Annotated in this window: 25 protein-coding genes and 1 tRNA gene; 17 read left to right on the forward strand and 9 right to left on the reverse strand. The window is 71.0% G+C overall.

The genetic code is table 11. The features are described from left to right. Window positions 1–10 precede the first annotated feature (10 nt). On the reverse strand, window positions 11–193 hold the full coding sequence (locus AC3ANR_RS03360; protein ID WP_488290466.1) for a hypothetical protein: 183 nt from the start codon (window positions 191–193) through the stop codon (window positions 11–13). A 524-nt stretch (window positions 194–717) separates the two neighbouring features. Here AC3ANR_RS03360 and AC3ANR_RS03365 point away from each other — a divergent pair. Both AC3ANR_RS03365 and AC3ANR_RS03370 read left to right on the forward strand, forming a co-directional pair. Further along, on the forward strand, window positions 718–1,110 hold the full coding sequence (locus AC3ANR_RS03365; RefSeq protein WP_488290467.1) for a DUF2844 domain-containing protein: 393 nt from the start codon (window positions 718–720) through the stop codon (window positions 1,108–1,110). After that, window positions 1,107–2,390, forward strand: a complete 1,284-nt coding sequence (locus AC3ANR_RS03370; protein ID WP_488290468.1) for a DUF3443 family protein — start codon at window positions 1,107–1,109, stop codon at window positions 2,388–2,390. The genes AC3ANR_RS03365 and AC3ANR_RS03370 overlap by 4 nt, the downstream gene beginning before the upstream one ends. A 6-nt stretch (window positions 2,391–2,396) precedes the next feature. Here AC3ANR_RS03370 and AC3ANR_RS03375 read toward each other — a convergent pair. The 6 genes from AC3ANR_RS03375 to AC3ANR_RS03400 form a co-directional block, all read right to left on the reverse strand. Beyond that, window positions 2,397–2,471: transfer RNA gene (locus AC3ANR_RS03375), tRNA-Arg, on the reverse strand. 108 nt (window positions 2,472–2,579) lie between these two features. Next, window positions 2,580–3,770 (reverse strand): vWA domain-containing protein, encoded by a 1,191-nt coding sequence (locus AC3ANR_RS03380; RefSeq protein ID WP_488290469.1) that lies wholly within the window; start codon window positions 3,768–3,770, stop codon window positions 2,580–2,582. Continuing rightward, complete coding sequence (locus AC3ANR_RS03385; RefSeq protein ID WP_488290470.1) at window positions 3,764–4,714, reverse strand: CPBP family intramembrane glutamic endopeptidase; 951 nt, start codon at window positions 4,712–4,714, stop codon at window positions 3,764–3,766. Before AC3ANR_RS03385 ends, AC3ANR_RS03380 begins: the two co-directional genes overlap by 7 nt. Then, window positions 4,711–5,304, reverse strand: coding sequence for a GNAT family N-acetyltransferase (locus AC3ANR_RS03390; protein ID WP_488290471.1), 594 nt, complete (start codon window positions 5,302–5,304; stop codon window positions 4,711–4,713). The genes AC3ANR_RS03385 and AC3ANR_RS03390 overlap by 4 nt, the downstream gene beginning before the upstream one ends. 5 nt (window positions 5,305–5,309) lie before the next feature. After that, window positions 5,310–5,525, reverse strand: a complete 216-nt coding sequence (locus AC3ANR_RS03395) for a hypothetical protein (protein ID WP_488290472.1) — start codon at window positions 5,523–5,525, stop codon at window positions 5,310–5,312. 22 nt (window positions 5,526–5,547) lie between these two features. Continuing rightward, complete coding sequence (locus AC3ANR_RS03400) at window positions 5,548–6,390, reverse strand: AAA family ATPase (RefSeq protein ID WP_488290473.1); 843 nt, start codon at window positions 6,388–6,390, stop codon at window positions 5,548–5,550. Between the two features lie 90 nt (window positions 6,391–6,480). Here AC3ANR_RS03400 and AC3ANR_RS03405 point away from each other — a divergent pair, with 90 nt between their 5' ends. Continuing rightward, window positions 6,481–7,215, forward strand: coding sequence for a c-type cytochrome (locus AC3ANR_RS03405; protein WP_488290474.1), 735 nt, complete (start codon window positions 6,481–6,483; stop codon window positions 7,213–7,215). Between the two features lie 82 nt (window positions 7,216–7,297). Here the strand turns inward: AC3ANR_RS03405 and AC3ANR_RS03410 are convergent, their stop codons facing one another. Both AC3ANR_RS03410 and AC3ANR_RS03415 read right to left on the reverse strand, forming a co-directional pair. Beyond that, window positions 7,298–7,732, reverse strand: coding sequence for a DUF1841 family protein (locus AC3ANR_RS03410; RefSeq protein WP_488290475.1), 435 nt, complete (start codon window positions 7,730–7,732; stop codon window positions 7,298–7,300). A 95-nt stretch (window positions 7,733–7,827) separates the two neighbouring features. Beyond that, the gene (locus AC3ANR_RS03415; RefSeq protein WP_488290476.1) at window positions 7,828–9,570 is read right to left on the reverse strand and encodes an IlvD/Edd family dehydratase; all 1,743 of its coding nucleotides are present in this window, start codon (window positions 9,568–9,570) and stop codon (window positions 7,828–7,830) included. 150 nt (window positions 9,571–9,720) lie between these two features. Here AC3ANR_RS03415 and AC3ANR_RS03420 point away from each other — a divergent pair, with 150 nt between their 5' ends. From AC3ANR_RS03420 to AC3ANR_RS03485, 14 genes are all read left to right on the forward strand, one after another. Further along, window positions 9,721–10,677, forward strand: coding sequence for a TAXI family TRAP transporter solute-binding subunit (locus AC3ANR_RS03420; RefSeq protein ID WP_488290477.1), 957 nt, complete (start codon window positions 9,721–9,723; stop codon window positions 10,675–10,677). Window positions 10,678–10,684: 7 nt separating this feature from the next. Continuing rightward, on the forward strand, window positions 10,685–12,718 hold the full coding sequence (locus AC3ANR_RS03425) for a TRAP transporter permease (RefSeq protein WP_488290478.1): 2,034 nt from the start codon (window positions 10,685–10,687) through the stop codon (window positions 12,716–12,718). A 15-nt stretch (window positions 12,719–12,733) separates the two neighbouring features. Next, window positions 12,734–13,666 (forward strand): dihydrodipicolinate synthase family protein, encoded by a 933-nt coding sequence (locus AC3ANR_RS03430; protein WP_488290479.1) that lies wholly within the window; start codon window positions 12,734–12,736, stop codon window positions 13,664–13,666. 22 nt (window positions 13,667–13,688) lie between these two features. After that, entirely contained in the window at window positions 13,689–14,423 is a 735-nt protein-coding gene (locus AC3ANR_RS03435) for a ribonuclease activity regulator RraA (protein WP_488290480.1), read from the forward strand. Window positions 14,424–14,493: 70 nt separating this feature from the next. Beyond that, the gene (locus AC3ANR_RS03440; protein ID WP_488290481.1) at window positions 14,494–14,880 is read left to right on the forward strand and encodes an OsmC family protein; all 387 of its coding nucleotides are present in this window, start codon (window positions 14,494–14,496) and stop codon (window positions 14,878–14,880) included. A gap of 30 nt (window positions 14,881–14,910) precedes the next feature. Further along, window positions 14,911–15,612, forward strand: coding sequence for a 3-oxoacid CoA-transferase subunit A (locus AC3ANR_RS03445; protein WP_488290482.1), 702 nt, complete (start codon window positions 14,911–14,913; stop codon window positions 15,610–15,612). Window positions 15,613–15,614: 2 nt separating this feature from the next. After that, on the forward strand, window positions 15,615–16,259 hold the full coding sequence (locus AC3ANR_RS03450) for a 3-oxoacid CoA-transferase subunit B (RefSeq protein ID WP_488290483.1): 645 nt from the start codon (window positions 15,615–15,617) through the stop codon (window positions 16,257–16,259). A 17-nt stretch (window positions 16,260–16,276) separates the two neighbouring features. After that, window positions 16,277–17,482, forward strand: coding sequence for a 3-oxoadipyl-CoA thiolase (gene pcaF, locus AC3ANR_RS03455; protein WP_488290484.1), 1,206 nt, complete (start codon window positions 16,277–16,279; stop codon window positions 17,480–17,482). Window positions 17,483–17,566: 84 nt separating this feature from the next. Beyond that, window positions 17,567–18,583, forward strand: a complete 1,017-nt coding sequence (locus AC3ANR_RS03460) for an ABC transporter substrate-binding protein (protein ID WP_488290485.1) — start codon at window positions 17,567–17,569, stop codon at window positions 18,581–18,583. Window positions 18,584–18,617: 34 nt separating this feature from the next. Further along, window positions 18,618–19,541, forward strand: coding sequence for an NAD(P)-dependent oxidoreductase (locus AC3ANR_RS03465; RefSeq protein WP_488290486.1), 924 nt, complete (start codon window positions 18,618–18,620; stop codon window positions 19,539–19,541). A 4-nt stretch (window positions 19,542–19,545) separates the two neighbouring features. Next, window positions 19,546–20,892, forward strand: a complete 1,347-nt coding sequence (locus AC3ANR_RS03470) for an amidohydrolase family protein (RefSeq protein ID WP_488290487.1) — start codon at window positions 19,546–19,548, stop codon at window positions 20,890–20,892. A gap of 26 nt (window positions 20,893–20,918) precedes the next feature. After that, the gene (locus AC3ANR_RS03475) at window positions 20,919–21,875 is read left to right on the forward strand and encodes a tripartite tricarboxylate transporter substrate binding protein (RefSeq protein WP_488290488.1); all 957 of its coding nucleotides are present in this window, start codon (window positions 20,919–20,921) and stop codon (window positions 21,873–21,875) included. 7 nt (window positions 21,876–21,882) lie between these two features. Beyond that, window positions 21,883–22,755 carry an NAD(P)-dependent oxidoreductase gene (locus tag AC3ANR_RS03480; RefSeq protein ID WP_488290489.1) on the forward strand — a complete coding sequence of 291 codons (873 nt, stop codon included), beginning with the start codon at window positions 21,883–21,885 and terminating at the stop codon, window positions 22,753–22,755. Continuing rightward, window positions 22,752–23,816, forward strand: a complete 1,065-nt coding sequence (locus AC3ANR_RS03485) for a maleylacetate reductase (protein WP_488290490.1) — start codon at window positions 22,752–22,754, stop codon at window positions 23,814–23,816. Before AC3ANR_RS03480 ends, AC3ANR_RS03485 begins: the two co-directional genes overlap by 4 nt. The last annotated feature ends 103 nt before the right edge of the window (window positions 23,817–23,919 follow it).

Here is a 23,919-nt window from a genome sequence, read left to right on the forward strand (position 1 = left end):
GCGAGGCGCCTCAGGCGTCGTCCCCCGATTCGAAGCGGCCCACGCTTCGCTTGCGAAAGACGATCTCGCCGGTGGGCACGTGCACCACGCGGATCTCCTGGCCCAGCGGGCAGGTCGTGCTCTTGGCCGCCACGGCGACGGCCAGGCCGCGGTCCCGGACCAGGTACTGCTGCGAGCCGGATTTCGGCAACAACTGGCTGGCGATGGGATGACTGCTCTCGATGCGGAAATCGCCGGATGTCATGGGGGGTCACCTCTCTCACTTGCTCTGTCTTGACGCCATGGTGGCGGCAGCTTTTTGCAGGCCGATGACTGGTGCATGAAGACCATCGCCGGCTGTGGCTGCTCGGGGCGTGGACACAGGTTAAGGCCACCTCCCTAGGCGTCTGTAGGACAGCGGCGCATGGCCCATCGACAGCCGCGGTTCTTGAGGCAACGCAAAGGCAGCGGGCGCATGCGCGCTGCGCCGTGCCTGCGCGAGAGGCGAGGCGGCGCCTCGCTTCGGCGCGAGACAGGACGTACATCGGTGCGGCGGCGCTGGCCGCAGCTGAGCCATTACAGATGGACATGCGAGCGTGTGAACGTTCACCGAACGCAACACACGGTGCCACCCGCGCCCTCGAAGAATTCCCCTAGCGCTGAGCCACGGGCCGCCGGCGCACGATTCAAGGGGGGCACATGCCAACCAGGCAATCGCTCTGCGCATCCCTTGCGCTCATGGCTGGATCGGCGCTGGCCGGGCTCGGCCAGGAGCGCATCGAAACGGCCGCGTCCGGCCGCGCCGTCCCCGACGTGCCCCCAGGGGTGCCCTTCACCCAGCAGCAGCGACGGCTGGAGTCCGGCACGACCGTCGTGGAGTACGCGGACCGCCGTGGCCGCGTCTTCGCGCTGGCCTGGTCCGGGCCGTTCCTGCCCGCCATGAGCGAACTGCTGGGCCCGCACTTCCCCCGCTACGTCGAGCAGCAGCGGCGCGGCAGCCTCCATTCGCCGGTGGTCGTGCGCAGCAGCGAGGTGGTGATCATCGCCGCCGGCCGGCCCGGCGCGTTCGAGGGGCGCGCCTGGCTGCCCCAGCAGTTGCCGGCCGGCTTCGATCCGCGGGTGCTGCCATGAGCGCCGTCCCGGATCGTTTGCAGGCCGGAGTCCGGCGCGGCGCCGTGCTGCTGTGCGTGATGGTGGCACTGCATGGATGCGGAGGCGGCGGCAGCGGCGGAAGTGGCGGCGCGAGCAGCAGCGCGCCGGTGTCCGATGCCCCGCAGGCGGCCAGCACGGCCCCGCTGGCCATCGCGCTGCCCACGACCAGCGGCGTCGGCGCCGTCCCGGCCGCCGCGGCGAACGTGCTGCCGGTGACGATGAACCGGGGTCCACGCGGCACGGCATTCAATGCCCCCTACGTGACCATCACCGTCTGCTCGCCGGGCGGCGCCGTGTGCAAGGACATCGACCAGGTGATGGTGGACACCGGCTCGTACGGGCTGCGGCTGGCCGCCTCGGCGGTGCCCGCGGAACTGGGCCTGCCGTCGGTGCCGACCAGCGACGGCACGCCGGCGGCGCAGTGCGTGCACTTCTCCAGCGGCTTCACCTGGGGGTCGGTGCGCGCCGCCGACGTGCGGCTGGGCGGGCAGTCCATCGCCGGCCTGTCGTTGCAGGTGATCGGCGACCCGGCCGCGCCGTTCGCGGTCCCGCCCGCGCAGTGCAGCACGGTGGGCAGCAACCTGGGCGCGCGCCTGGACGCCAACGGGGTGCTCGGGGTCGGCATGCTGCGCTACGACTGCGGCCCCAGCTGCGTGAGCAGCACGGCACCCGCGATCTACTTCGGCTGCGCGGCCGCCGGCTGCGCGCCCGCGACGGTGCCGCTGGCCGCGCAGGTGGTGAACCCGGTGGTCGCGCTGCGCGACCACAACAACGGCGTGTCGCTGGTGATGCAGCAGGTGCCCACCGGTGGCGCCTCGATCGTCAAGGGCGCCCTGGTGCTGGGCATCGGCACCGACGCGAACAACCAGCTGGGCAGCGCCCAGGTGTTCAACGTCGATGGCCGCTTCCAGCTGGCGGCCACGCTCAAGGGCAAGAGCTACCCGGCCGTGCTGGACAGCGGCGCGAACGGCCTGTATTTCCCCGACGCGGACCTGCCGCTGTGCGGCGACTTCTTCTGCCCGGCGCAGCCCACCACGATCGCGGTGAACCTGCGCTCGCCCGCCGGCGCGCAGCGCGACCTGACGCTGCCGCTGGAGGCGATCGGCGGGCTGGCGGGCGGAACCGTCGCCGCGAGCATCGCGGCCAGGGACACGGGCATGACCACCTGGGGGCTGCCGTTCTTCTTCGGCCGCACCGTGTTCGTGGCGATCAAGGATGCGGCGACTCCGGCGGGTCCGGGGCCGTACTGGGCGTTCTGAGGGTGCTGGCGCCCCCGGCAGGAATCGAACCTGCATCTAGCGCTTAGGAGGCGCTCGTTCTATCCATTGAACTACGGCGGCGGGAGCGCGCCATTGTATGGCGCTCGCGTCACGCGCCGAGCGCGGGGCGGCCGCTGCACGCCGCGCTGCGTGCCTGGAGGAAAGGGTGCTGGGGGAGAGGGCCCGTCGCTACTTCGACAGCAGCCGCATGGCCTCTTCGATGCCCTTGATCGTCAGCGGGTACATGCGCTGGTTCATCAGCTGCTGGATCACGCTGATGCTCTGACGGTACTGCCACACGCCCTGCGGCTCGGGGTTGATCCAGGCGAACTTGGGGAAGGCGTTGGTCAGGCGCTGCAGCCACTCGGCGCCGGCTTCCTCGTTGTTGTATTCGACGCTGCCGCCCGGCTGCAGGATCTCGTAGGGGCTCATGGTGGCGTCGCCCACGAACACCAGCTTGTAGTCCTTGTTGTACTTGCGGATGATGTCCCAGGTCGGGAACTTCTCCGAGAAGCGCCGGCGGTTGTTCTTCCACATGAAGTCGTAGACGCAGTTGTGGAAGTAATAGAACTCCAGGTGCTTGAACTCCGCCTTGGCGGCCGAGAACATCTCCTCGACGCGGTGGATGTGCTCGTCCATCGTGCCGCCCACGTCCATCAGCAGCAGCACCTTCACGTTGTTGTGGCGCTCGGGCACCATCTTGATGTCCAGCCAGCCCGCGTTGGCGGCCGTGGACTTGATGGTGTCGTCCAGGTCCAGCTCCTCCTGCGCGCCCTGGCGGGCGAACTTGCGCAGCCGGCGCAGCGCCACCTTGATGTTGCGCGTGCCCAGCTCCTGGCTGTCGTCGTAGTCCTTGTAGGCGCGCTGGTCCCAGACCTTCACCGCGCTCTTGTTGCGGCCCTTGTCCTGGCCGATGCGGATGCCCTGCGGGTTGAAGCCGTAGGCGCCGAACGGCGAGGTGCCGCCGGTGCCGATCATCTTGTTGCCGCCCTCGTGGCGCTCCCTCTGCTCCTCGAAGCGCTTCTTGAGCGTCTCCATCAGCTCGTCCCAGCCCATCTTCTCGATCCTGGCCTTCTCCTCGGGCGACAGTTCGAGTTCGAGGTTCTTGCGCAGCCACTCGAGCGGGATGTCCTTGGTGAAGTCGGCCAGCAGTTCCACGCCCTTGAAGTAGGCGGCGAAGGCGCGGTCGAACTTGTCGTAGTGCTTCTCGTCCTTGACCAGCGCGGTGCGCGAGAGGAAGTAGAAGTCGTCGATCGAGTAGGCGCCGTCGCTCAGCGGGCCCACCACGCCGGCCTGCACGGCCTCCAGCAGGGTCAGGTACTCCTTGACCGAGACCGGCAGCTTGGCGCTGCGCAGCGTGTAGAAGAAATCGATCAGCATGGCTGGTTGGCGGCCGGACCCTGCGGACCATGATACGGCGCCAGCCGCCGGCCGGGCCGCCACGGCACGAGGGTGCCCCGGCGCGCCGCGAGGACGATCAGCGCCATCGCGATCGCAAAGCCCAGCAGTGCGGCGACGACGGAGGCCTCGAAGCCGAACGCGCCCCCGGTCAGCCAGTCCGGGCCGCTCAGCTGCGGCACCAGCCACGAGTTGCGCGTGGGCAGGCCCGACACCGCCGAGCCGTAGACACTGCCTTGCGTGAAGTTCCACGCCGCATGCAGGCCCATGCACAGCGGCAGCGACCGGGTCACGTGGTAGGCCATGCCCAGCAGCAACCCGGCCTCGATGGCGATGGCCACCGAGCTCCACACCGTGGCGCCCGGGTTCTTGATGTGGACGAAGCCGAACAGCAGGGCCGAGGTCGCCAGCGCCGCCCAGGTGCCCAGGCCCTCCTCGATGATGCGGAACAGCACGCCGCGAAACAGGATCTCCTCGGACACGCCCGCGCCGATGCCCGCCAGCAGCAGGCTGCCCGCGACCTGGATGTCGGTGCGCAGGTCGACGACGGTGTAGGCGCCGGCCAGCCAGAGCATGCCCACGACCGCGCTGATGTAGCCCGCGCCGGCCAGCAGGCCCACGGCCAGCTCGCGCAGCCAGCGCCGGGGCGCCAGTTCGTCGGGCCGGCGCTTTTCCACCAGGCGCACCAGCAGCAGGTAGGCGGTGACGAAGGGCACCAGGTACAGCACCAGGCTGCCGGCGATGCGCTGCGGCCGGGGAACGCCCTCGCCGAACAGGCCGACGGAGCGCAGCAGCATCTGCAGCGGAACGCCGACCGCGGCGAGCAGCAGCGCGAAGACCAGGATGCGCGCGAGCGGCGACAGCAGCAGGCGCCGGCGCCACGCGGGCGCATCGGCCGGCGTGCGGAAGGCCAGCGCCGCGCTCATCGCGCGCGCTCCAGCTGGTAGGCCAGGTGCGCCTTCACCTCCGGCCACTCGCCGGCCGCGAGGCTGTACATCACGGTGTCGCGCACGGTGCCGTCGCGGCGCAGCGCGTGGTGGCGCAGCACGCCGTCCTTGCGGGCGCCCAGCCGCTCGATCGCCTTCTGGCTGGCGAAGTTGTAGTTGTCGGTGCGCCAGCCGACCAGCCGGGCGCCGAGCGTCTCGAAGGCGTGTGTCATCAGAAGCAGCTTGCAGGTGGTGTTGACGTCGGTGCGCTGCGCGCTGCCGGCGTACCAGGTGTAGCCGATCTCCAGCCGCTCCACGGCGGGCACGATGTCGTGGTAGCGCGTGGTGCCCAGCACCTGGCCCGTGCGCGAGTCCTGGACCACGAAGGGCAGCATGTGGCCGTCCGCCTGGCCCTTCAGCGCCGTGTCGACGTACGCGCCTTCCTCGCCGGGCGCGGGCACCGAGGTGACGCGCAGCGTCCACAGCTCGCCGTCGCGCGCGGCGGCCGCCAGCGCGGGTGCATGCTCGCGTGCCATGGGCACCAGCCGCACGCGGCCGCGCTCGAGGGTGACGGGGTCGGGGCGGCGCATGGGGGTCAGTCCTTTCGGGAGCGCGAGGCCCGCCAGCGGCGTGCCAGCTGCAGTCCCACGCCGCCACCCAGGCCGACCAGCACGATGCCCGCCAGGGCGGCGTTGCCGTAGCCGGGCGCCAGCGGGTCCAGGCCGACGGCCCGCACGAGCAGGAAGGAGAGCAGGGCGCCGGCGACGAAGCCGATCGCGTCGGTCAGGCCTTCGAGCAGCAGCGGGTGCATCGGGGGCGGTACGGGCGGGTGATCAGCGGTTGTTCCGCTGCATGAAGACCAGCTTCTCGAACAGCGTGACGTCCTGCTCGTTCTTCAGCAGCGCGCCCACCAGCGGCGGCACGGCGACCTTGTCGTCCTTGCTTTGCAGCGCCTCGAGCGGGATGTCCTCGGCCACCAGGAGCTTGAGCCAGTCGAGCAGCTCGGACGTGCTGGGCTTCTTCTTCAGCCCGGGCAGGTTGCGCACGTCGTAGAAGGTCTTCATCGCCGAGGCGAGCAGCTCCTGCTTCAGGCCCGGGAAGTGCACGTCGACGATCTGGCGCATCGTGTCCGCGTCGGGGAACTTGATGTAGTGGAAGAAGCAGCGGCGCAGGAACGCGTCGGGCAGCTCCTTCTCGTTGTTGGAGGTGATGAACACCAGCGGGCGGTGCCGGGCCTTCACCAGCTCGCGCGTCTCGTAGACATAGAACTCCATCCGATCGAGCTCGCGCAGCAGGTCGTTGGGGAATTCGATGTCGGCCTTGTCGATCTCGTCGATCAGCAGGGCCACCGGCTGCTCGGCGGCGAAGGCCTGCCACAGCACGCCCTTGACGATGTAGTTGTGGATGTCCCGCACGCGCTCGTCGCCCAGTTGCGAGTCGCGCAGCCGGCTCACCGCGTCGTACTCGTACAGGCCCTGCTGCGCCTTGGTGGTGGACTTGATGTGCCATTGCAACAGTGGCATGCCCAGCGCCTGGGACACTTCCTCGGCCAGCATGGTCTTGCCGGTGCCGGGTTCGCCCTTGACCAGCAGGGGGCGCTTGAGGGTGATGGCGGCATTGACCGCCAGCATCAGGTCGTGCGTGGCGACGTAGTTCTGGGAACCTTGGAATTTCATCGGAAGGAGGCCGGGTCGCGGCCCGCTGAGGTCCGACCCATATAATCGTTGGTTGATTCGGAAACGACGCTCGACGATTGTGCGCGCAAAATGAACAAGTTGCTGTCCACGCTCCTGGCCCTGGTTGTCGCTTCCGCGACGAGTTTTGCGCACGCGCAGGCCGCGCCTGCCGCCCCGGCTTCGGCGGCCAAGCCGCCGGCTGAGGCCCCCGCCAAGCAAGCCGCCCCGGCCGGCCCCGCCGCGCTGCAGGCCAAGATCGCCATGTGCCTGGGCTGCCACAACATCATCGGCTACCAGGCCAGCTTCCCCGAAGTGCACAAGGTGCCCAAGATCGCCGGCCAGAGCGCCGGCTACATCGAGGCCGCCCTCAATGCCTACAAGGGCGGCGAGCGCAAGCACCCCACCATGCGCGGCATCGCCGAGGCGCTGTCCGAGCAGGACATCAAGGACGTCGCCGCCTACTACGCCAAGCTCGGCCTCGAGGGCGGCTCCAAGGTCGCCGAGAAGCCGAACCACGAGCCGACCCCGCAGGTCGCCGCGCTGCTGCAGAAGGCCGCCTGCGTCTCCTGCCACGGCGCCAACTTCGCCAAGCCGATCGCCCCGAACTACCCCAAGATCTCGGGCCAGCACAGCGACTACCTGTTCGTTGCGCTCAAGGCGTACAAGACCGACAGCAACCCCGCCGTCGGCCGCGGCAACGCCATCATGGGCGGCATCGCCAAGCAGTTCAGCAACGCCGAACTCAAGGCCATCGCGCAGTACATCGGCTCCCTCGACGGCGACCTGAAGACGGTGCCCGAGAGCCGGTTCCACGGCCGGGAATGACCCGCGGCGCCGCAGGCGCCGACGCTTTGAACGACAAAGGCCCGCGGATGCGGGCCTTGTCGTTTCCGGCCGAGAAAGCCGATCAGTCCCTGGTCGCGCGGCGCTGCACGCAGGCCACGTAGGCATCGCCGTCCGGCGGCCGCCCGCCGCGCTGGCTCTCCCACAGCATCTGGCCCAGGCATTCCATGGCCTCGTGGTGCGCGTCGTGCAGCGAGCCGCGCCGGGCGGCCAGCAGCTCGACCGCCTGGCGGATGCCGCGCGGCTGGTCGATCGAGCACTGCTCGCTGATCGACAGGTGCATGGCCAGGTGCAGGAACGGGTTGGTGCGGCCGTCGGCGCCGTCGTAGACGCGCGCGACCGCCGCTTCGGCATCGGCCATGTCCGCGTCGTACTCGGCGTGCTCCTGCAGCCACTGGCTGGCCAGCGTCTCCAGCGCGTCCAGCGGCTGGCCGGCGCGGGCCTTGGCGTGCACGCCGGTGAAGAACCGGCGCACGTCTTCTTGCGAGGGGTTGAACATGGGACAAGCGTAGCACCCGACCCTGGCCATTGCGGGCTCGACGCGCCATCCAGGACGGCAGCGGCCCAGCGGGCGGCGTCCGCCGGGACCACCGGTCAGCGGGGCACGCTGCCGCGCCTGGTCGGTGCCGCCAGGAAATCGAAGTCGACCCCCTTGTCCGCCTGCGTCACCGTTTCCAGGAACAGCTTGCGGTAGCCGCGCTCGGCCGTCGGCGGCGTCACCGGCTCGGCGGCGCGGCGCGCGGCCAGTTCCGCCTCGGCCACCAGCAGCGACAGCTCGCGCCGCGCCAGGCTGATGCGGATGCGGTCGCCGCTGCGCACCCAGGCGAGCGGGCCGCCCACGGCCGCCTCCGGCGTCACGTGCAGCACGATCGAGCCGAACGCGGTGCCGCTCATGCGGCCGTCGCTGATGCGCAGCATGTCCTTGACGCCCTGGCGCGCCAGCTTCTTCGGGATCGGCAGGTAGCCCGCCTCGGGCATGCCGGGGGCGCCCTTGGGCCCGATGCGCTTGAGCACCAGCACGTCGTCGGCGGTCACGTCCAGGTCGGGGTCGTCGATGCGCGCGGCCAGGTCGGCCGCGTTCTCGAACACCACGGCCCGGCCCTCGTGCTCCATCAGGCGCGGATCGGCCGCCGACTGCTTGACGATGGCGCCGCCGGGGGCGAGGTTGCCCCACAGGACCGCGACGCTGCCCTGCGGGTGGATCGGCTGCGCGCGCGTGCGCACCACGTCCTGCGCGAAGCCGGGGCCGGCGGCCTCGATCTCCTCGCCCAGCGTGCGCCCGGTGACGGTCAGGGCGTCCAGGTGCAGCAGCGGCCTGAGCTCGCGCAGCAGCGTGGCCATGCCGCCGGCGCGGTGGAAGTCCTCCATGTAGTGCGCGCCGGTGGGCTTGAGGTCCAGCAGCACCGGCGTCTCGCGCCCGAGGCGGTCCAGGCCGCGCAGGTCCAGGTCCAGGCCCAGGCGGCCCGCGATGGCCGCCAGGTGCACGATGGCGTTGGTGGAGCCGCCGATGGCCAGCAGCACGCGCATCGCGTTCTCGAACGCCTGCGGGGTCAGGATGCGGTCGATGGTCAGCTTGTCGCGCGCCACCTGCACGGCCACGCGGCCGCTGGCCTCGGCCACCCGCATGCGGTCGGAGGTCACCGCCGGCGGGCTGGCGCCGCCCGGCACGGTCATGCCCAGCGCTTCGGCGATGCAGGCCATGGTGCTGGCCGTGCCCATCACCGAGCAGGTGCCCACGCTCGCGACGAGCTGGTCGTTCACGTCCTCGACCTCGGCCTCGTCGATCTCCTGGGCGCGGAACTTCGCCCAGTAGCGGCGGCAGTCGGTGCAGGCGCCCACGCGCTCGCCGCGGTGCGAGCCGGTCAGCATCGAGCCGGTGATCAGCTGCACGGCCGGCAGGCCCGCCGAGGCCGCGCCCATCAGCTGCGCGGGCACGGTCTTGTCGCAGCCGCCCACCAGCACCACGGCGTCCATCGGCTGCGCGCGCAGCATCTCCTCGGTGTCCATCGCCATCAGGTTGCGCAGGTACATGCTGGTCGGCGAGGCGAAGCTCTCGTGCAGCGAGATGGTCGGGAACTCCATCGGCAGCCCGCCGGCGAGCATCACGCCGCGCCGCACGGCCTCCAGCAGCTGCGGCATGTTGCCGTGGCAGGGGTTGTAGCCGCTCGCGGTGGCGGTGATGCCGATGACGGGGCGGTCCAGCGCGGACTTGGTGTAGCCGCCGCCCTTGATGAAGGCCGTGCGCAGGAACAGCGAGAAGCCCTCGTCGCCGTAGCTGGTCAGCCCCTTGCGCAGGCCGCTGGGTTCGGAGGATGGGGGATCGTTGGGCTTGGTCATGCTGCGAACGTTGTACTTCCCGCCATCATGCCCGCCCCGCCGGGCGCCGGCGTTCGGGTTGATCAGGAGGCATGCCAACACCCGGGTGGGGAAGAATGGGGTGCCTGCCCGCAGGGGTGCGGGCACCCACAACGACATCTGGAGACAAGCGTGAAGAAGATCCTGCGTTTCCTGCTGGTGGCCTTCTGCGCCATCGCATCGGGGGCCGTGCTGGCCCAGAACATCTCGATCGCCACCGGCGGCACCGGCGGTGTGTATTACCCGATGGGGGGCGGCCTGGCCGCGGTGCTGTCCAAGTACGTGCCCGGCATGCAGGCCACCGCCGAAGTGACCGGCGGCTCGGTCGACAACCTCAAGCTGATCAACAGCGGCAAGCCCTACGTCGGCTTCTCCATGAGCGACGCGGCGCAGGACGCCTACAAGGGCGAGGACAAGTTCAAGAACCAGAAGGTCCAGGTGCGCACGCTGATGGTGCTGTACCCGAACCGCATGCACGTGGTCACGCTGGATGGCAAGGGCATCGCGAAGATGGCCGACCTGAAGGGCAAGCGCGTGTCCACCGGCTCGCCCGGCAGCGCCACCGAGGTGATGGCGTTCCGCCTCATCGAGGCCGCGGGCCTGGACAAGGACAAGGACATGAAGCGCGAGCGCCTGAGCGCCGCCGAGTCCGTCAACGCCATCAAGGACGGCAAGATCGACGCCTTCTTCTGGGTCGGCGGCCTGCCCACGGCCGCGGTCTCGGACCTCGCCAGCACCCCGGGCACCAAGCTCAAGATGGTCGACCATGCCGAGCTGGTGCCGGTGATGAACAAGAAGTACGGCAACCTGTACGTGCAGGACGTGATCCCCAAGGCCACCTACAAGGGCATGGACACGGACAACCACCAGGCGACGGTGCAGAACATCCTGGTGGCCAACGAGACCATGGACGAGAAGACCGCCTACAACATCGTCAAGGCCATCTTCGACCACAAGGCCGACATCGTCGCGGTGCACAAGGAAGCCGAGAACTTCAAGCTGGAGAACCAGAAGAAGGAAGCCAGCCCGGTGCCGTGGCATCCCGGCGCGGTCAAGTACTTCGCCGAAAAGGGCATCAAGCTGAACTGAGAACGCCATGAGCCAGACCCAACCGACGGCCGAACGCGTGGCCGTCAGCGAGGCCGTCAGCGAGGCCGCCCTCCAGAAGGCCGAGGAGTACATCGAGCAGGAGGAGGGCGCCGCCAACAAGCTCAAGGGCTGGCTCGCGGTGTTCGTCACCCTGGGGGCCTTCGCGATGTCGGCCTTCCACCTGTACACGGCCTACGCCATCGTGCCGACGCAGACGCTGCGGCCGGTGCACGTGGCGTTCGTGCTGTTCCTGTGCTTCATGGTGTTCCCGATGGCGCCGCGCTGGCGCCATCGCATCATGTGGTGGGACTGGCTGGCCGCGCTGCTGGCGGTCGCCACGGTCACCTACCTGATCCTGGGCGGCGACGACATCACCGACCGCAACACCTCGCCGCTGCCCTGGGACATCGCCTTCGGCGTGGTGCTGATCGCGCTGGTGCTCGAGGCCATGCGCCGCACCGCCGGCTGGATCATGCCGGCCATCTGCTGCGCGTTCCTCGCCTATGCGCTGGCCGGGCCGCTGCTGCCGGCGCCGTGGACGCACAAGGGCTACGAGGTCGGCCGCCTGGTGGGCGTGATGTACATGACGCTGGAGGGCATCTTCGGCGCCGCCATCGACGTGTCCTCGTCGCTCATCATCCTGTTCACCATCTTCGGCGCCTTCCTGCAGTACTCGGGCGCCGGCAAGTTCTACATCGACTTCTCGTTCTCGGCGATGGGCGGCAAGCCCACCGGCGCGGGCCGCACGGTGGTGCTGGCGTCGTTCCTGCTGGGCGGGCCGTCGGGCTCGGGCGTGGCGACCACCGTGACGCTCGGGTCGGTGGCCTACCCGATGCTGGCCAAGGTGGGCTACGAGAAGAACGCCGCCGGCGGGCTGCTGGCCGCGGGCGGGCTGGGCGCGATCATCTCGCCGCCCGTGCTGGGCGCGGCGGCGTTCCTGATCGCCGAGTTCCTGAAGATCTCGTACCTGGACGTGCTGCTGATGGCCGTCATCCCGACGCTGCTGTTCTACTTCGCGCTGTTCCTGATGGTGGAGATCGACGCGCGCAAGTACGGCATGCGCGACACGACGTTCGAGAAGGTCGACACCGTCTGGAACCTGACCCGGCGCTACTGGTTCCACTTCCTGTCGCTGGTGTCGATCATCGTCTTCATGATGTGGGGCTTCTCGCCCGTGCTGTCGGTGTTCTGGGCGACGGTGGTGTCGTTCCTCACCAGCTTCCTGCGCGCCGATACGGCCCTCATCCCGCGCGACTTCCTGCGCGGGCCGGGGCTGGGCCGGCGGCTGCTGCAGACGCCGTTCTTCAAGGCCATGGAAGGCGGCTCGATCGGCGTGCTCAACGTCGCCGCCACCTGCGCCGGCGCCGGCCTGATCGTGGGGGTGGTGACGCTCACCGGGCTGGGCCTGAAGTTCAGCTCGATCGTGATCGACTACGCCGGCGGCTCGCTGCTGCTGACGGCCATCTTCACCTCGCTGGTGGTGTGGATCATCGGCCTGGCCGTGCCGGTCACCGCCTCGTACATCATCTGCGCGGTGATCGCCGCGCCGGCGCTGACCAAGCTGGGCGTGCCCGACTTCGCGGCGCACATGTTCATCTTCTACTACGCCGTGCTGTCCGAGGTCTCGCCGCCCACCGCGCTGTCGCCGTTCGCGGCCGCCGCCATCACCGGGGGCGATCCGTACAAGACGACGCTGCAGTGCTGGAAGTACACGGTGCCCGCGTTCCTGGTGCCGTTCGTGTTCGTGCTCGACCCGAGCGGGCAGGGCCTGCTGCTGATGGGATCGACCAAGGCGCTGGCCAATGCCAACTGGTGGTCCATCGCCGAGGTCACGCTCACCTGCGCGCTGGGGGTCGCCGCGCTGGCGGCCGGCTTCCAGGGCTGGGCGCTGCGCCGCACGAGCCGCCTGGAGCGCGCGCTGCTGATCGCGGCCGGCTTCCTGCTAGCCTATCCGGGCTGGATGGCCGACATCGCCGGGATCGCGCTGGTGGTGGTCGTGGCCGCCATGCAGGTGCTGCGGCCCTTGCCCCAGCCCGCCTGAACCGAGGACCTTGCCGTGAATCGATTCGACACGTCTGCCCGGGGCGTCTACCTGATCACCGTCACGCCGTTCACCGACGGCGGCGCGCTCGACCTGGCCAGCACCGACCGCATGGTCGATTTCTGCCTGGAGCGCGGCGTCACCGGCCTCACCATCCTGGGGATCATGGGCGAGGCGACCAAGCTCACCGCCGACGAGTCGCGCACCTTCACCCGCCAGGTGCTGTCGCGCGTGGCCGGCCGCGTGCCGGTCATCGTGGGCGTGTCCTCGCCCGGCTTCGCGGCGATGGGCGAGCTCACGCGCTCCGTGATGGAGCTGGGCGCCTCCGGCGTGATGGTGGCGCCGCCTTCGACGGTGCGCACCGACGACCAGATCGCCGGTTACTTCGACATGGTCAACGAGACGCTGGGGCCGGTGCCCTGGTGCCTGCAGGACCACCCGGTGGCCACCGGCGTGCAGATGTCCGCCCCGGTCGTCCTGCGCATCCTGAAGAACTCGCCGACCTGCGTGATGCTCAAGCACGAGGACTGGCCCGGCCTGGCCAAGCTGTCGGCCATCCGCGCGGCCAGCGACAAGGGCGAGGTGCGCCGCGTGTCCATCCTCACCGGCAACGGCGGCGGCCTCTTCCTGCCCGAGGAGCTGTCACGCGGCGCCGATGGCGCGATGACCGGCTTCGCCTGGCCCGAGATGATGGTCGACGTGGTGGGCGCCCATGCCCGCGGCGACATCGAGCGCGCGCACGACCTGTTCGACGCCTACCTGCCGCTCGCGCGCTACGAGCAGCAGGCCAATGTCGGCCTGGCCGTGCGCAAGCACCTGCTGCACCGGCGCGGCGCCATCGCCTCGCCCTTCATCCGCAAGCCCGGGCCGAAGCTGTCGGCCCAGGACATCGCCGACATCGACCGCCTCGTGCACCGGCAGGAGCAGCGCCTGCGCGAACTCGGTTAACGGAGTCATTTTTTCCATGCCCATGCCCCCATCCCCGGCCGCCCCGGCCATGGACCTCGATCCCCAGGTGATCGAGACCCTGTCGCAAGTGACCACCGCGACGATCACCACCGTGCTGCTCAAGAAGGGCCTGCGCAACGTCTGGCTGCGCGGCTCGCGCCCCATCCGCACCGGCCAGCCCCGGCTGGTCGGGCGCGCCTTCACGCTGCGCTTCGTGCCGGCGCGCGAGGACCTGGCCACGCCCGAATCGTGGGGCTCGCCGATTTCCACCCGCGCGGCGATCGAGGACATGCCGGCCGGCTGCATCACGGTCGTCGACGCCATGGGCGTGCAGGACGCCGGCATCTTCGGCGACATCCTGTGCGCGCGCATGGCCAAGCGCGGCATCACCGCGCTGGTCACCGACGGCGTCGTGCGCGACGTGCAGGGCGTGCTCGGCACCGGGCTGCCGGTGTGGTGCAGCGGTGCGGCGGCGCCCGCTTCCGTCGCCGGCCTGACCTTCGTCGCCTGGCAGCAGCCGATCGCCTGCGGCGGCGTCGCCGTGTTCCCGGGCGACGTGGTGGTGTGCGACGACGACGGCGCGGTGCTCATCCCCGCCGCCCTGCTCGACCACGTGCTGCAGGAGGCGCCCGAGCAGGAGCGTCTGGAGGGCTGGATCATGCAGGAGGTGAACAACGGCGCGGCGCTGCCGGGCCTGTATCCGCCCAACGCCGAGAACAAGGCGCGCTACCAGGCGGCGGTCGGCAAGCGCAGCTGAGCGGCAGGCCCGGGTCCGAACCGGACCGCGGGCAGCGCCGACAATGGGCGCTCCATACCGGGAGACGCCCATGGCCCCCGTCGTCGCGCACAGCCTGCAGGGAACCACCGCCGTCGAACTCGGCGCCGGCACGGCCCGCTGGCGCGCGGACCTCGACCCGGCCGCCGGCGGCGCGGGCGCCGATCCCACGCCGCACCAGCTGCTCGACTCGTCGCTGGCGGCGTGCACGCTGCTCACGCTGCAGCTGTACGCCAAGCGCAAGAGCTACCCGCTGCAGGCGCTGCGCGTGGAGATCGAGCACCAGGAGGGCGGCGGCGTGTACCGGATGACGCGCCAGGTCACGGTCCAGGGTGACCTCACCGAAGCCCAGCGCGCCGACCTGCTGCGGGTGGCCAACGCCTGCCCGATCCACAAGGCCCTGGGCAACCGGTTCGAAATCGCGACACATCTCGCATGACAATGCGGGCTCGCACGGCAAGGAGATGACATGATCGACAAGGTGGCCGACTCGATCGCCGACGCGCTGCAGGGCGTGCGCGACGGCGCGACGGTGATGATCGGCGGCTTCGGCACGGCCGGCATTCCCGGCGAACTGGTCGACGGGCTGATCGCGCAGGGCGCGCGCGACCTCACCATCGTGAACAACAACGCGGGCAATGGCGACGCCGGCCTGGCCGCGCTGCTCAAGGCAGGCCGCGTGCGCAAGATCATCTGCAGCTTCCCGCGCCAGGCCGACAGCTGGGTGTTCGACGGGCTGTACCGCACCGGCAGGATCGAGCTGGAGCTCGTCCCCCAGGGCAACCTGGCCGAGCGCATCCGCGCCGCCGGCGCCGGCATCGGCGGCTTCTTCACGGCCACCGGCTACGGCACCGAGCTGGCCAAGGGCAAGGAGACGCGCGAGATCGACGGCCGCATGCACGTGCTGGAGTCGCCGATCCACGGCGACCTGGCGCTGATCAAGGCCGAGCGCGGCGACCGCTGGGGCAACCTCACCTACCGCAAGGCGGCGCGCAATTTCGGCCCGGTGATGGCGATGGCCGCCAAGCGCACCGTGGCCAGCGTGCACGAGATCGTGGCGCTGGGCAGCCTGGATCCGGAGGCGATCGTCACCCCCGGCATCTTCGTCAGCCACATCGTGCGCATCGAGCGCACCGCCACCCGCGCGGGCGGATTCAAGCAGGCAGCCTGACCATGGCCCACACCCGACGCACCAAGGAGCAACTCGCCCAGCGTGTCGCGCGCGACATGCACGACGGCGCCTACGTCAACCTCGGCATCGGCATGCCGACCCTGGTGGCCAACCACCTGCCCGCGGGCATCGAGATCATCCTGCACAGCGAGAACGGCATCCTGGGCATGGGCCCGGCGCCGGCCGATGGGCAGGAGGACTTCGACCTGATCAACGCGGGCAAGCAGCCCGTCACGCTGCTGCCCGGCGGCGCCTACTTCCACCACGCCGACAGCTTCGCGATGATGCGCGGCGGCCACCTGGACATCTGCGTGCTCGGCGCCTTCCAGGTCTCGGCCACCGGCGACCTGGCCAACTGGCACACCGGCGAGAAGGACGCCATCCCCGCGGTCGGCGGCGCGATGGACCTGGCCACCGGCGCCAAGCAGACCTGGGTGATGATGGACCTGCTGACCAAGAAGGGCGAGAGCAAGCTCGTGGAGCGCTGCACCTACCCGCTCACCGGCATCGGCTGCGTCAAGCGCGTGTACACCGACCTCGCCACCTTCGCCTGCACCCCGCGCGGCGTGCAGCTCATCGACTCAGTCGACGGGCTGTCGCGCGCCGAACTGGAACAACTCGTGGGCCTGCCGATCCTGGCGCCCTGATCCCCCTGGAGAATGTCATGACCAAGCAAGCCTTCATCTGCGACGCCATCCGCACCCCGTTCGGGCGCTACGGCGGCGCGCTCTCGTCCGTGCGCACCGACGACCTCGCGGCCCTGCCGATCAAGGCGCTGATGGCGCGCAACACCAAGGTCGACTGGCAGGCGCTGGACGACGTGCTGTACGGCTGCGCCAACCAGGCCGGCGAGGACAACCGCAACGTCGCGCGCATGGCCTCGCTGCTGGCCGGCCTGCCGATCGAGGTGTCCGGCGCGACGATCAACCGCCTGTGCGGCTCGGGCCTGGACGCGGTGGGCACCGCGGCGCGCGCCATCAAGGCCGGCGAAGCGGGGCTGCTCATCGCCGGCGGCGTGGAGAGCATGAGCCGCGCGCCGTTCGTGATGCCCAAGGCCGAGAGCGCGTTCTCGCGCGCCAACGCCGTCTACGACACCACCATCGGCTGGCGCTTCGTCAACAAGCTGATGAAGGAGCAGTACGGCGTCGACTCGATGCCCGAGACGGCGGAGAACGTCGCGACCGACTACGGCATCGAGCGCGAGGCGCAGGACCGCATGGCGCTCGCCTCCCAGCTCAAGGCCGTGGCGGCGCAGAAGGCAGGCTTCTTCGACGCCGAGATCACGCCCGTGACCATCCCGCAGAAGAAGGGCGAGGCCGTGGTGGTGGCCAGGGACGAGCATCCGCGCGAGACCTCGCTGGAGGCGCTGGCCCGGCTCAAGGGCGTGGTCCGGCCCGACGGCACCGTCACCGCAGGCAATGCCAGCGGCGTCAACGACGGTTCCTGCGCGCTGCTGGTGGCCGACGAGACCACGGCCGGCCGCCAGGGCCTCACGCCGCGCGCGCGCGTGGTCGGCATGGCCACCGCGGGCGTGGCGCCCCGCATCATGGGCATCGGCCCGGCGCCGGCCACGCGCAAGGTGCTGGCGCTCACGGGCCTGACGCTGGAGCAGATGGACGTGATCGAGCTGAACGAGGCGTTCGCCGCCCAGGGCCTGGCCGTGCTGCGCGACCTGGGGCTGCGCGACGACGATCCCCGGGTCAACCCGAACGGCGGCGCCATCGCCCTGGGCCACCCGCTGGGCGCCTCCGGCGCCCGCCTGGCGACCACCGCGATCAACCAGCTGCACCGCACCGGCGGCCGCTACGCGCTGTGCACCATGTGCATCGGCGTCGGCCAGGGCATCGCGCTGGTGCTCGAGCGGGTCTGACGCCCGCGCTGTTGCGGTTGCCGAAAAACTGAATTCCGCCCGGCGCCTTGCCAGTGCGCCGCCGGGCTTCGACACTTCGCGGCCATGGAACCATGGTCGACGAGTCGCCGCCAGCTGCTGGCGGCCGCCTGCGGCGGCGCCGCCGCCGCGCTGGCCGGCTGCGCCACCGCGCGCCCGCTCCAGCCCCTGACGGTGATCAGCTTCGGCGGCGGCTTCAACCTGCCGCTGTGGGCGGCCCGGGAACAGGGCTTCTTCGCCCGCGAAGGCATCGCCCTGCAGCTGGTGATCACCGCCGACTCCAGGCAGGTGTTCACCGGCCTGATGGACGGGCGCTACCAGGTCGCGATGACCGCGTTCGACAACATCGTCGCCTACCAGGAAGGGCAGGGCGAGGTGAAGTTCGACCCGCCCAGCGACTTCTTTGCCTTCATGGGCTCGGACGACGGGTTCCTCAGCATCGTCGCCGTGCCCGAGGTGCGCACGATGGCCGACCTGCGCGGCCGCACCGTGTCGGTCGACGCGATGACCAACGGCTTCGCGTTCGCGCTGCGCGAGATGCTCGCGCGCAGCGGCGTGACCGAGTCCGACGTGAAGTGGGCGCGGGCCGGCGGCACCGACCGCCGCTACGCCGCGCTGATGGAACGCCGGCACGACGCCACCATGCTGCGCGCGCCGTTCGACCTGCAGGCCCGCAACCGCGGCTTCAACCAGCTGGCCACCGCGCGCGACGTGCTCGGGCCCTATCTCGGGCCGGTGGCGGCCGCCCGCCGCAGCTGGGCGCAGCAGCACCCCGAGCTGGTGGTCGGCTACATCCGTGCCTACCGCGACGCCGTGCGCTGGCTGCAGCAGCCGGCCAACCGCGCCGCCGCGCAGGACCTGCTGGCGACCAACGTGCCGGGCATGACCGCGCAGATCGCGCGCCAGTCGTGCGAGATGATGCTCGATCCGCGCACCGGCTTCTTCCCCGACGTGGCCATGGACGACCGCGCCGTGGCCGCGGTGCTGGCGCTGCGCAGCAAGCTCGGCGAGCCCCGGCGCGAGCTGGCCGACCCCGGCAAGTACATCGACCGGCGCTACTGGCAGCAGGCCACGGCGCGCTGACCGCGATCCCTTTTCTTCCAGGATTTTTCCCGACATGACGAACCGCATCGGATGGATCGGCCTCGGCCGCATGGGCGAGGCCATGGTCAAGCGCCTGCTCAAGGCCGGCCACGGCGTGAGCGTGTGGAACCGCACGGCGTCCAAGGCCGCGCCGCTGGCCGGGTACGGCGCCGCCATCGTCGAGCGCAAGCTGGACCTGGCCGCCTGCGAGGTGGTGTTCACGATGGTGTCCACCACCGACGACCTCAAGGAAGTGCTGTTCGGCGAGGGCGGCCTGGCCACCGGCGCGCAGCGCCCGCAGGTGGTGGTCGACAGCTCGTCGATCTCGCAGGAGGGGTCGGCCCAGATCCGCGAGCGGCTCGAGGGCCTGGGCATCGCCTACCTGTGCGCGCCGGTGTCGGGCAACGCGAAGGTGGCCAAGGCCGGCAAGCTGCTGATCGTCGCCTCCGGCCCGAAGGCGCTGTACGAGAAGGCGCAGCCGTACCTGCAGGCGATGGGGCGCAAGGCGATGTGGGTGGGCGAGGGCGAGCTGGCCCGCATCTGGAAGATCGCGCACAACACCATGTTCGGCGTGATCATCCAGAACCTGTGCGAGATCACGGTGCTGGCCGAGAAGGCCGGCATCCCGCGCCACGTGTTCCTGGAGAGCATCAACGACTCGGTGCTGGGCTCGATGTACACCAGGTACAAGACGCCGATGCTCACCAACCTCACCTTCGAGCAGGTGACCTTCACGCCCAAGCTGCTGCTCAAGGACATGGACCTGGGCATGGGCGCGGCCAGGGCGCACGGCGTGGCCATGCCGGCGGCCGCGGCCACGCGCGAATCGGTGGCGCGCCTGGTCGGGCGCGGGTACGACCAGATCGACTTCGCGGTGCTGCTGGTCGAGATGGCCCGCGACGCCGGGCTGGAGCTGCGGCCGGACAACGTCACCATGAGCGACGGCCTGGAGGGCTGAGCCCATGGCGCGCACCCTCCTTCGCGGCGCCACCGTCCTGACGATGGACGCGCAGGGCGACCTGCGCGAGGGTGACTTGCTGGTGGAGGGGGAGCGCATCGCCGCCATCGCGCCGCGCGTGCAGGCCGACGACTGCGAGGTGGTCGACGCGCGCGGCTGCATCGCCATCCCGGGCCTGATCAATGCCCACATGCACACCTGGCAGACCGCCCTGCGCGGCCTGGCCGCCAACTGGACGCTGCTGGAGTACTTCCGCAAGATGCACGCCGGGCTGGCGACCGTGTTCCGGCCCGAGGACCTGCACGTGGCCACGCTGGCCGGCGCGCTCAACCAGCTCAACTGCGGCACGACGACGCTGGCCGACTGGTGCCACAACAACCCCACCCCCGCGCACAACGACGCGGCCATCGACGCGCTGCTGGCCAGCGGCATCCGCGCCGCCTTCTTCCACGGCACGCCCAAGCCCGACCCCAAGCCCGGCGAGCGCCCGTTCTGGGAGGTGCCGCATCCGCGCGCCGAGGTGCAACGGCTGCTCGCGGCGCACCAGGGCCGCCCGCTGCTGTCGATCCACGCGGCGGTGCTGGGGCCGCATTACGCGACGATGGACGTCGCGCTGCACGACTTCCGCATGGCGCGCGAGCTGGGCCTGATCGCCTCGCTGCACCAGGGCGGCGGCCCGGCGCGCACGCCCGACGGCTGGGACCGGCTGGAAGCCGAGGGCCTGCTCGGCGACCACGTGAACATCGTGCACGGGCATGCCCTGTCGGACGCGCAGCTGCAGCGCTTCTGCGCCCTGGGCATGAGCTTTTCCGCGGCGGCGGAAAACGAGATGACGCAGGGCCACGGCCACCCGATCACCGGCCGCCTGCGCGCCTTCGGCCGCGCCCCCTCGCTCGGTGTCGATCTCGAGAGCGTGCTCGGTGGCGACATGCTGACCCAGGCGCGGGTGGCGCTGGGCATGCAGCGCAGCCTGGACAACCTCGCGTACCGGCAAGCGCACGGAACCATCCCGCCCACCTCCACCATCACCACTCGCGAGGCGCTGTCGTGGGTGACCGTCGAAGGCGCGCGGATGCTCAAGCAGCTGGACCGCATCGGCACGCTGGCGCCGGGCAAGCAGGCCGACCTGGTGCTGGTCCGCGCCGACGACCTGAACATGCAACCGGTGCACGACCCGGTGAGCACGGTCGTCATGCAGGCCTCGCTCGCCAACATCGACAGCGTCATGGTGGCGGGGCAATGGAAAAAGCGCGGCGGACGCCTGGTGGGCGTGGACCTCGCGCCCACGCTGGCCGCGCTGCGCGCCTCGGGCGAGCGCATCACGCGCGCGCTGGGCCTGGCGCCGGCCTGAGCACAGATCCAACCAAGGAGACAGCCATGCAACGACTCGCCGCATTCCTGGCCGCCGCGCTGCTCGCCGGCGCCGCCGCCGCGCAGACCTATCCGGCCAAGCCGATCCGCTTCGTCGTGCCGTTCACCGCCGGCAGCGGCACGGACATCATCGCCCGCACGGTCGGCGACGCGATGGGCAAGAGCATGGGCCAGCCGATCATCATCGACAACAAGCCCGGCGCCGGCGGCACCATCGGCGCGGCGCAGGTGGCCAAGAGCGAGCCGGACGGCTCCACCATCCTGATCCATTCGTCGGGCCATGCGCTCAATCCGGCGATCTACCCCAACCTGTCCTACGACACGGTGCGCGACCTCACCGGCGTGACGCCGCTGGCCGCGCTGCCCAACGTGATGGTCGTCTCGCCCCAGCGCGGCTGGAAGACCGTGGCCGACGTGGTGGCCGCCGCCAAGGCCCGGCCGGGCCAGCTGAACTACGCCTCGGCCGGCGTCGGCAGCGCGACCCACCTGAACGCCGAGAAGTTCAAGCTGCAGGCCGGCATCGACGCGCTGCACGTGCCGTTCAAGGGCACGCCGGAGGCGATCAGCGACGTCATCGGCGGGCGCAACGACTGGTTCTTCGCCCCGCTGTCGTCGGCGCTGCCGCTGATCCGCGACGGCAAGCTGCAGGCGCTGGCCGTGAGCACCGCGGCGCGCTCGCCTGCGCTGCCCGACGTGCCGACCACGGTCGAGGCCGGCGTGCCCGGCTCCGACTACACGTTCTGGGTCGGCATGATCGCGCCGGCGGCCACGCCGGCCCCGGTGCTCAAGCGCCTGCACGAGGAGGCGCTCAAGGCGCTGGCCAGCCCCGAGGTGAAGGACCGCCTGGCCAAGCTGGGCGCCGAGGCGTTCACGATGACGCCCGAGCAGTTCAACGCCTACATCCGCACGGAGATGGACACCGCGGCAAAGATCGCGCGGGCGGCGAGCCTGAAGGCCCAGTGAGCCGGCCATGCGCATCCACGTGATCGGCGCCGGCAGGATGGGCCTGCCGATGGCGGTCCACTGGCGCGGCGGCGGCCACGCGGTGACGGTGGACGACGCGCAGGCCGGGCGGCTCGCCCTCGCGCGCGCGGCGGGGCTGGAGGCCGCGCCCGGCGCCCGGGGCATCGCGGCCGCGGAGGTCATCGTCTCCTCGCTGCCGGACGATGCGGCGCTGCTGGCCGTCGGCGAGCAGGTCGCCCGCGATGCGCGGGCCGGCACCGCCTTCGTCGACACCAGCACCGTGTCGCAGGCGGCCTCGGCGCAGGTGGCGCAGGCGCTGGCGCGCGCCCGGGTCGAGTACCTGCGCACCACCGTCTCGGGCAACAACAAGATGGCCGAGGCGGCGCAGCTCACGGTGATGGCCTCGGGGCCGCGCGCGACCTACGAGCGCGTGCTGCCCCTGCTGCAGCTGCTCGGGCCGGCGCAGTTCTGGCTCGGCGAGGGCGAGCAGGCGCGCCTGATGAAGCTGGTGGTCAACCTCATGATCGCCCAGACCAGCGCGATGCTGGCCGAGGCGCTGGCGCTTGGGCGCAAGGGCGGGCTGCGCTGGGACGACCTGTGGGCCGTGATCGGCGCCAGCGCAGTCGCCTCGCCGATCGTGAAGGCCAAGGCGGCGCAGCTGTCCCGGCGCGACTTCACGCCCACGTTCACGGTCGAGCAGATGATCAAGGACCTCGGGCTGATCGTCGGCGCGGCGGCGGCCAGCCATGTGCCGGTGCCGCAGGCCGCGGCCACCCTGCAGCTGATGCACGCGGCGGTGGCGCAGGGCGACGGCGGCGACGACTACGCGGCCGTCATCAAGACGGTCGAACGCGCCGCCGGCCTGGAGGCGCCGCCATGATCCGGGCGTTCGTCCACGACAGCCAGCCCGGACGGGTGGTGTTCGGCGCCGGCGCGCTGGCGCACCTGGGGCGCGAGATCGAGGCCCTGGGGGCGCGGCGTGCGCTGGTGCTGTCCACCCCCGAGCAGCGCGCGGGCGCGGAGCGGGTGGCACAGATGCTGGGCGAGCGGGCCGCCGGCATCTTCGACCGCGCCGTGATGCACGTGCCGATCGAGTCGGCGCGCGAGGCCCGCGAGGTCGCGCGGCGCCTGGGCGCCGACTGCGCGGTCGCCATCGGCGGCGGCTCGACCACCGGGCTGGGCAAGGCGATCGCGCTCGATTCCGGCCTGCCGATCCTGGCCATCCCGACCACCTATGCCGGCAGCGAGATGACGCCGATCTACGGCATCACCGAGGGCGGCCTGAAGAAGACCGGCCGCGACCGCAAGGTGCTGCCGCGCACCGTGATCTACGACCCCGAGCTCACGCTCACGCTGCCGGTGGCGCTGAGCGTCACCAGCGGCATCAACGCCATCGCGCACGCGGCCGAGGGCCTCTACGCCGTCGACGGCAACCCGGTCATGGACCTGATGGCGGCCGAGGGCATCGCGGCGCTGGGGCGCGCGCTGCCGGCGATCCGCGCCAGGCCGCACGACCTGGACGCGCGCGGCGACGCGCTCTACGGCGCGTGGCTGTGCGGCACGGTGCTGGGCAACGTGGGCATGGCGCTGCACCACAAGCTGTGCCACACGCTCGGCGGCAGCTTCAACCTGCCGCACGCCGAGACGCACACCGTGGTGCTGCCGCACGCGCTGGCCTACAACGCCCCGGCCGCCCCGCAGGCGATGGAGAAGATCGCCCGCGCGCTGGGCGGCAGCAGCGCCGCGCAGGCGGTGTTCGACCTGGCCCGGGACAACGGCGCGCCGGTGGCGCTGCGCGACCTCGGCCTGCGCGCCGACGACCTGGACCGCGCCTGCGACCTCGCGCTGCAGAACCAGTACCCGAATCCGCGCCCGCTCGAGCGGCAGGCGATCCGCCAGCTGCTGCAGGACGCGTTCGAGGGCCGCCGGCCCGACCGCTAGCGCCCCCGGGTGGCGGGCTGCCGTGCCGGCACGTCGATGCCGTCTGCGCCGCCGGCGCCGATCCTTGCGGCCGCGCAGGGAGGTTCACCGAGGCCGGCCGACC

The organism is Ramlibacter sp. JJN2-2R, assembly GCF_057747835.1.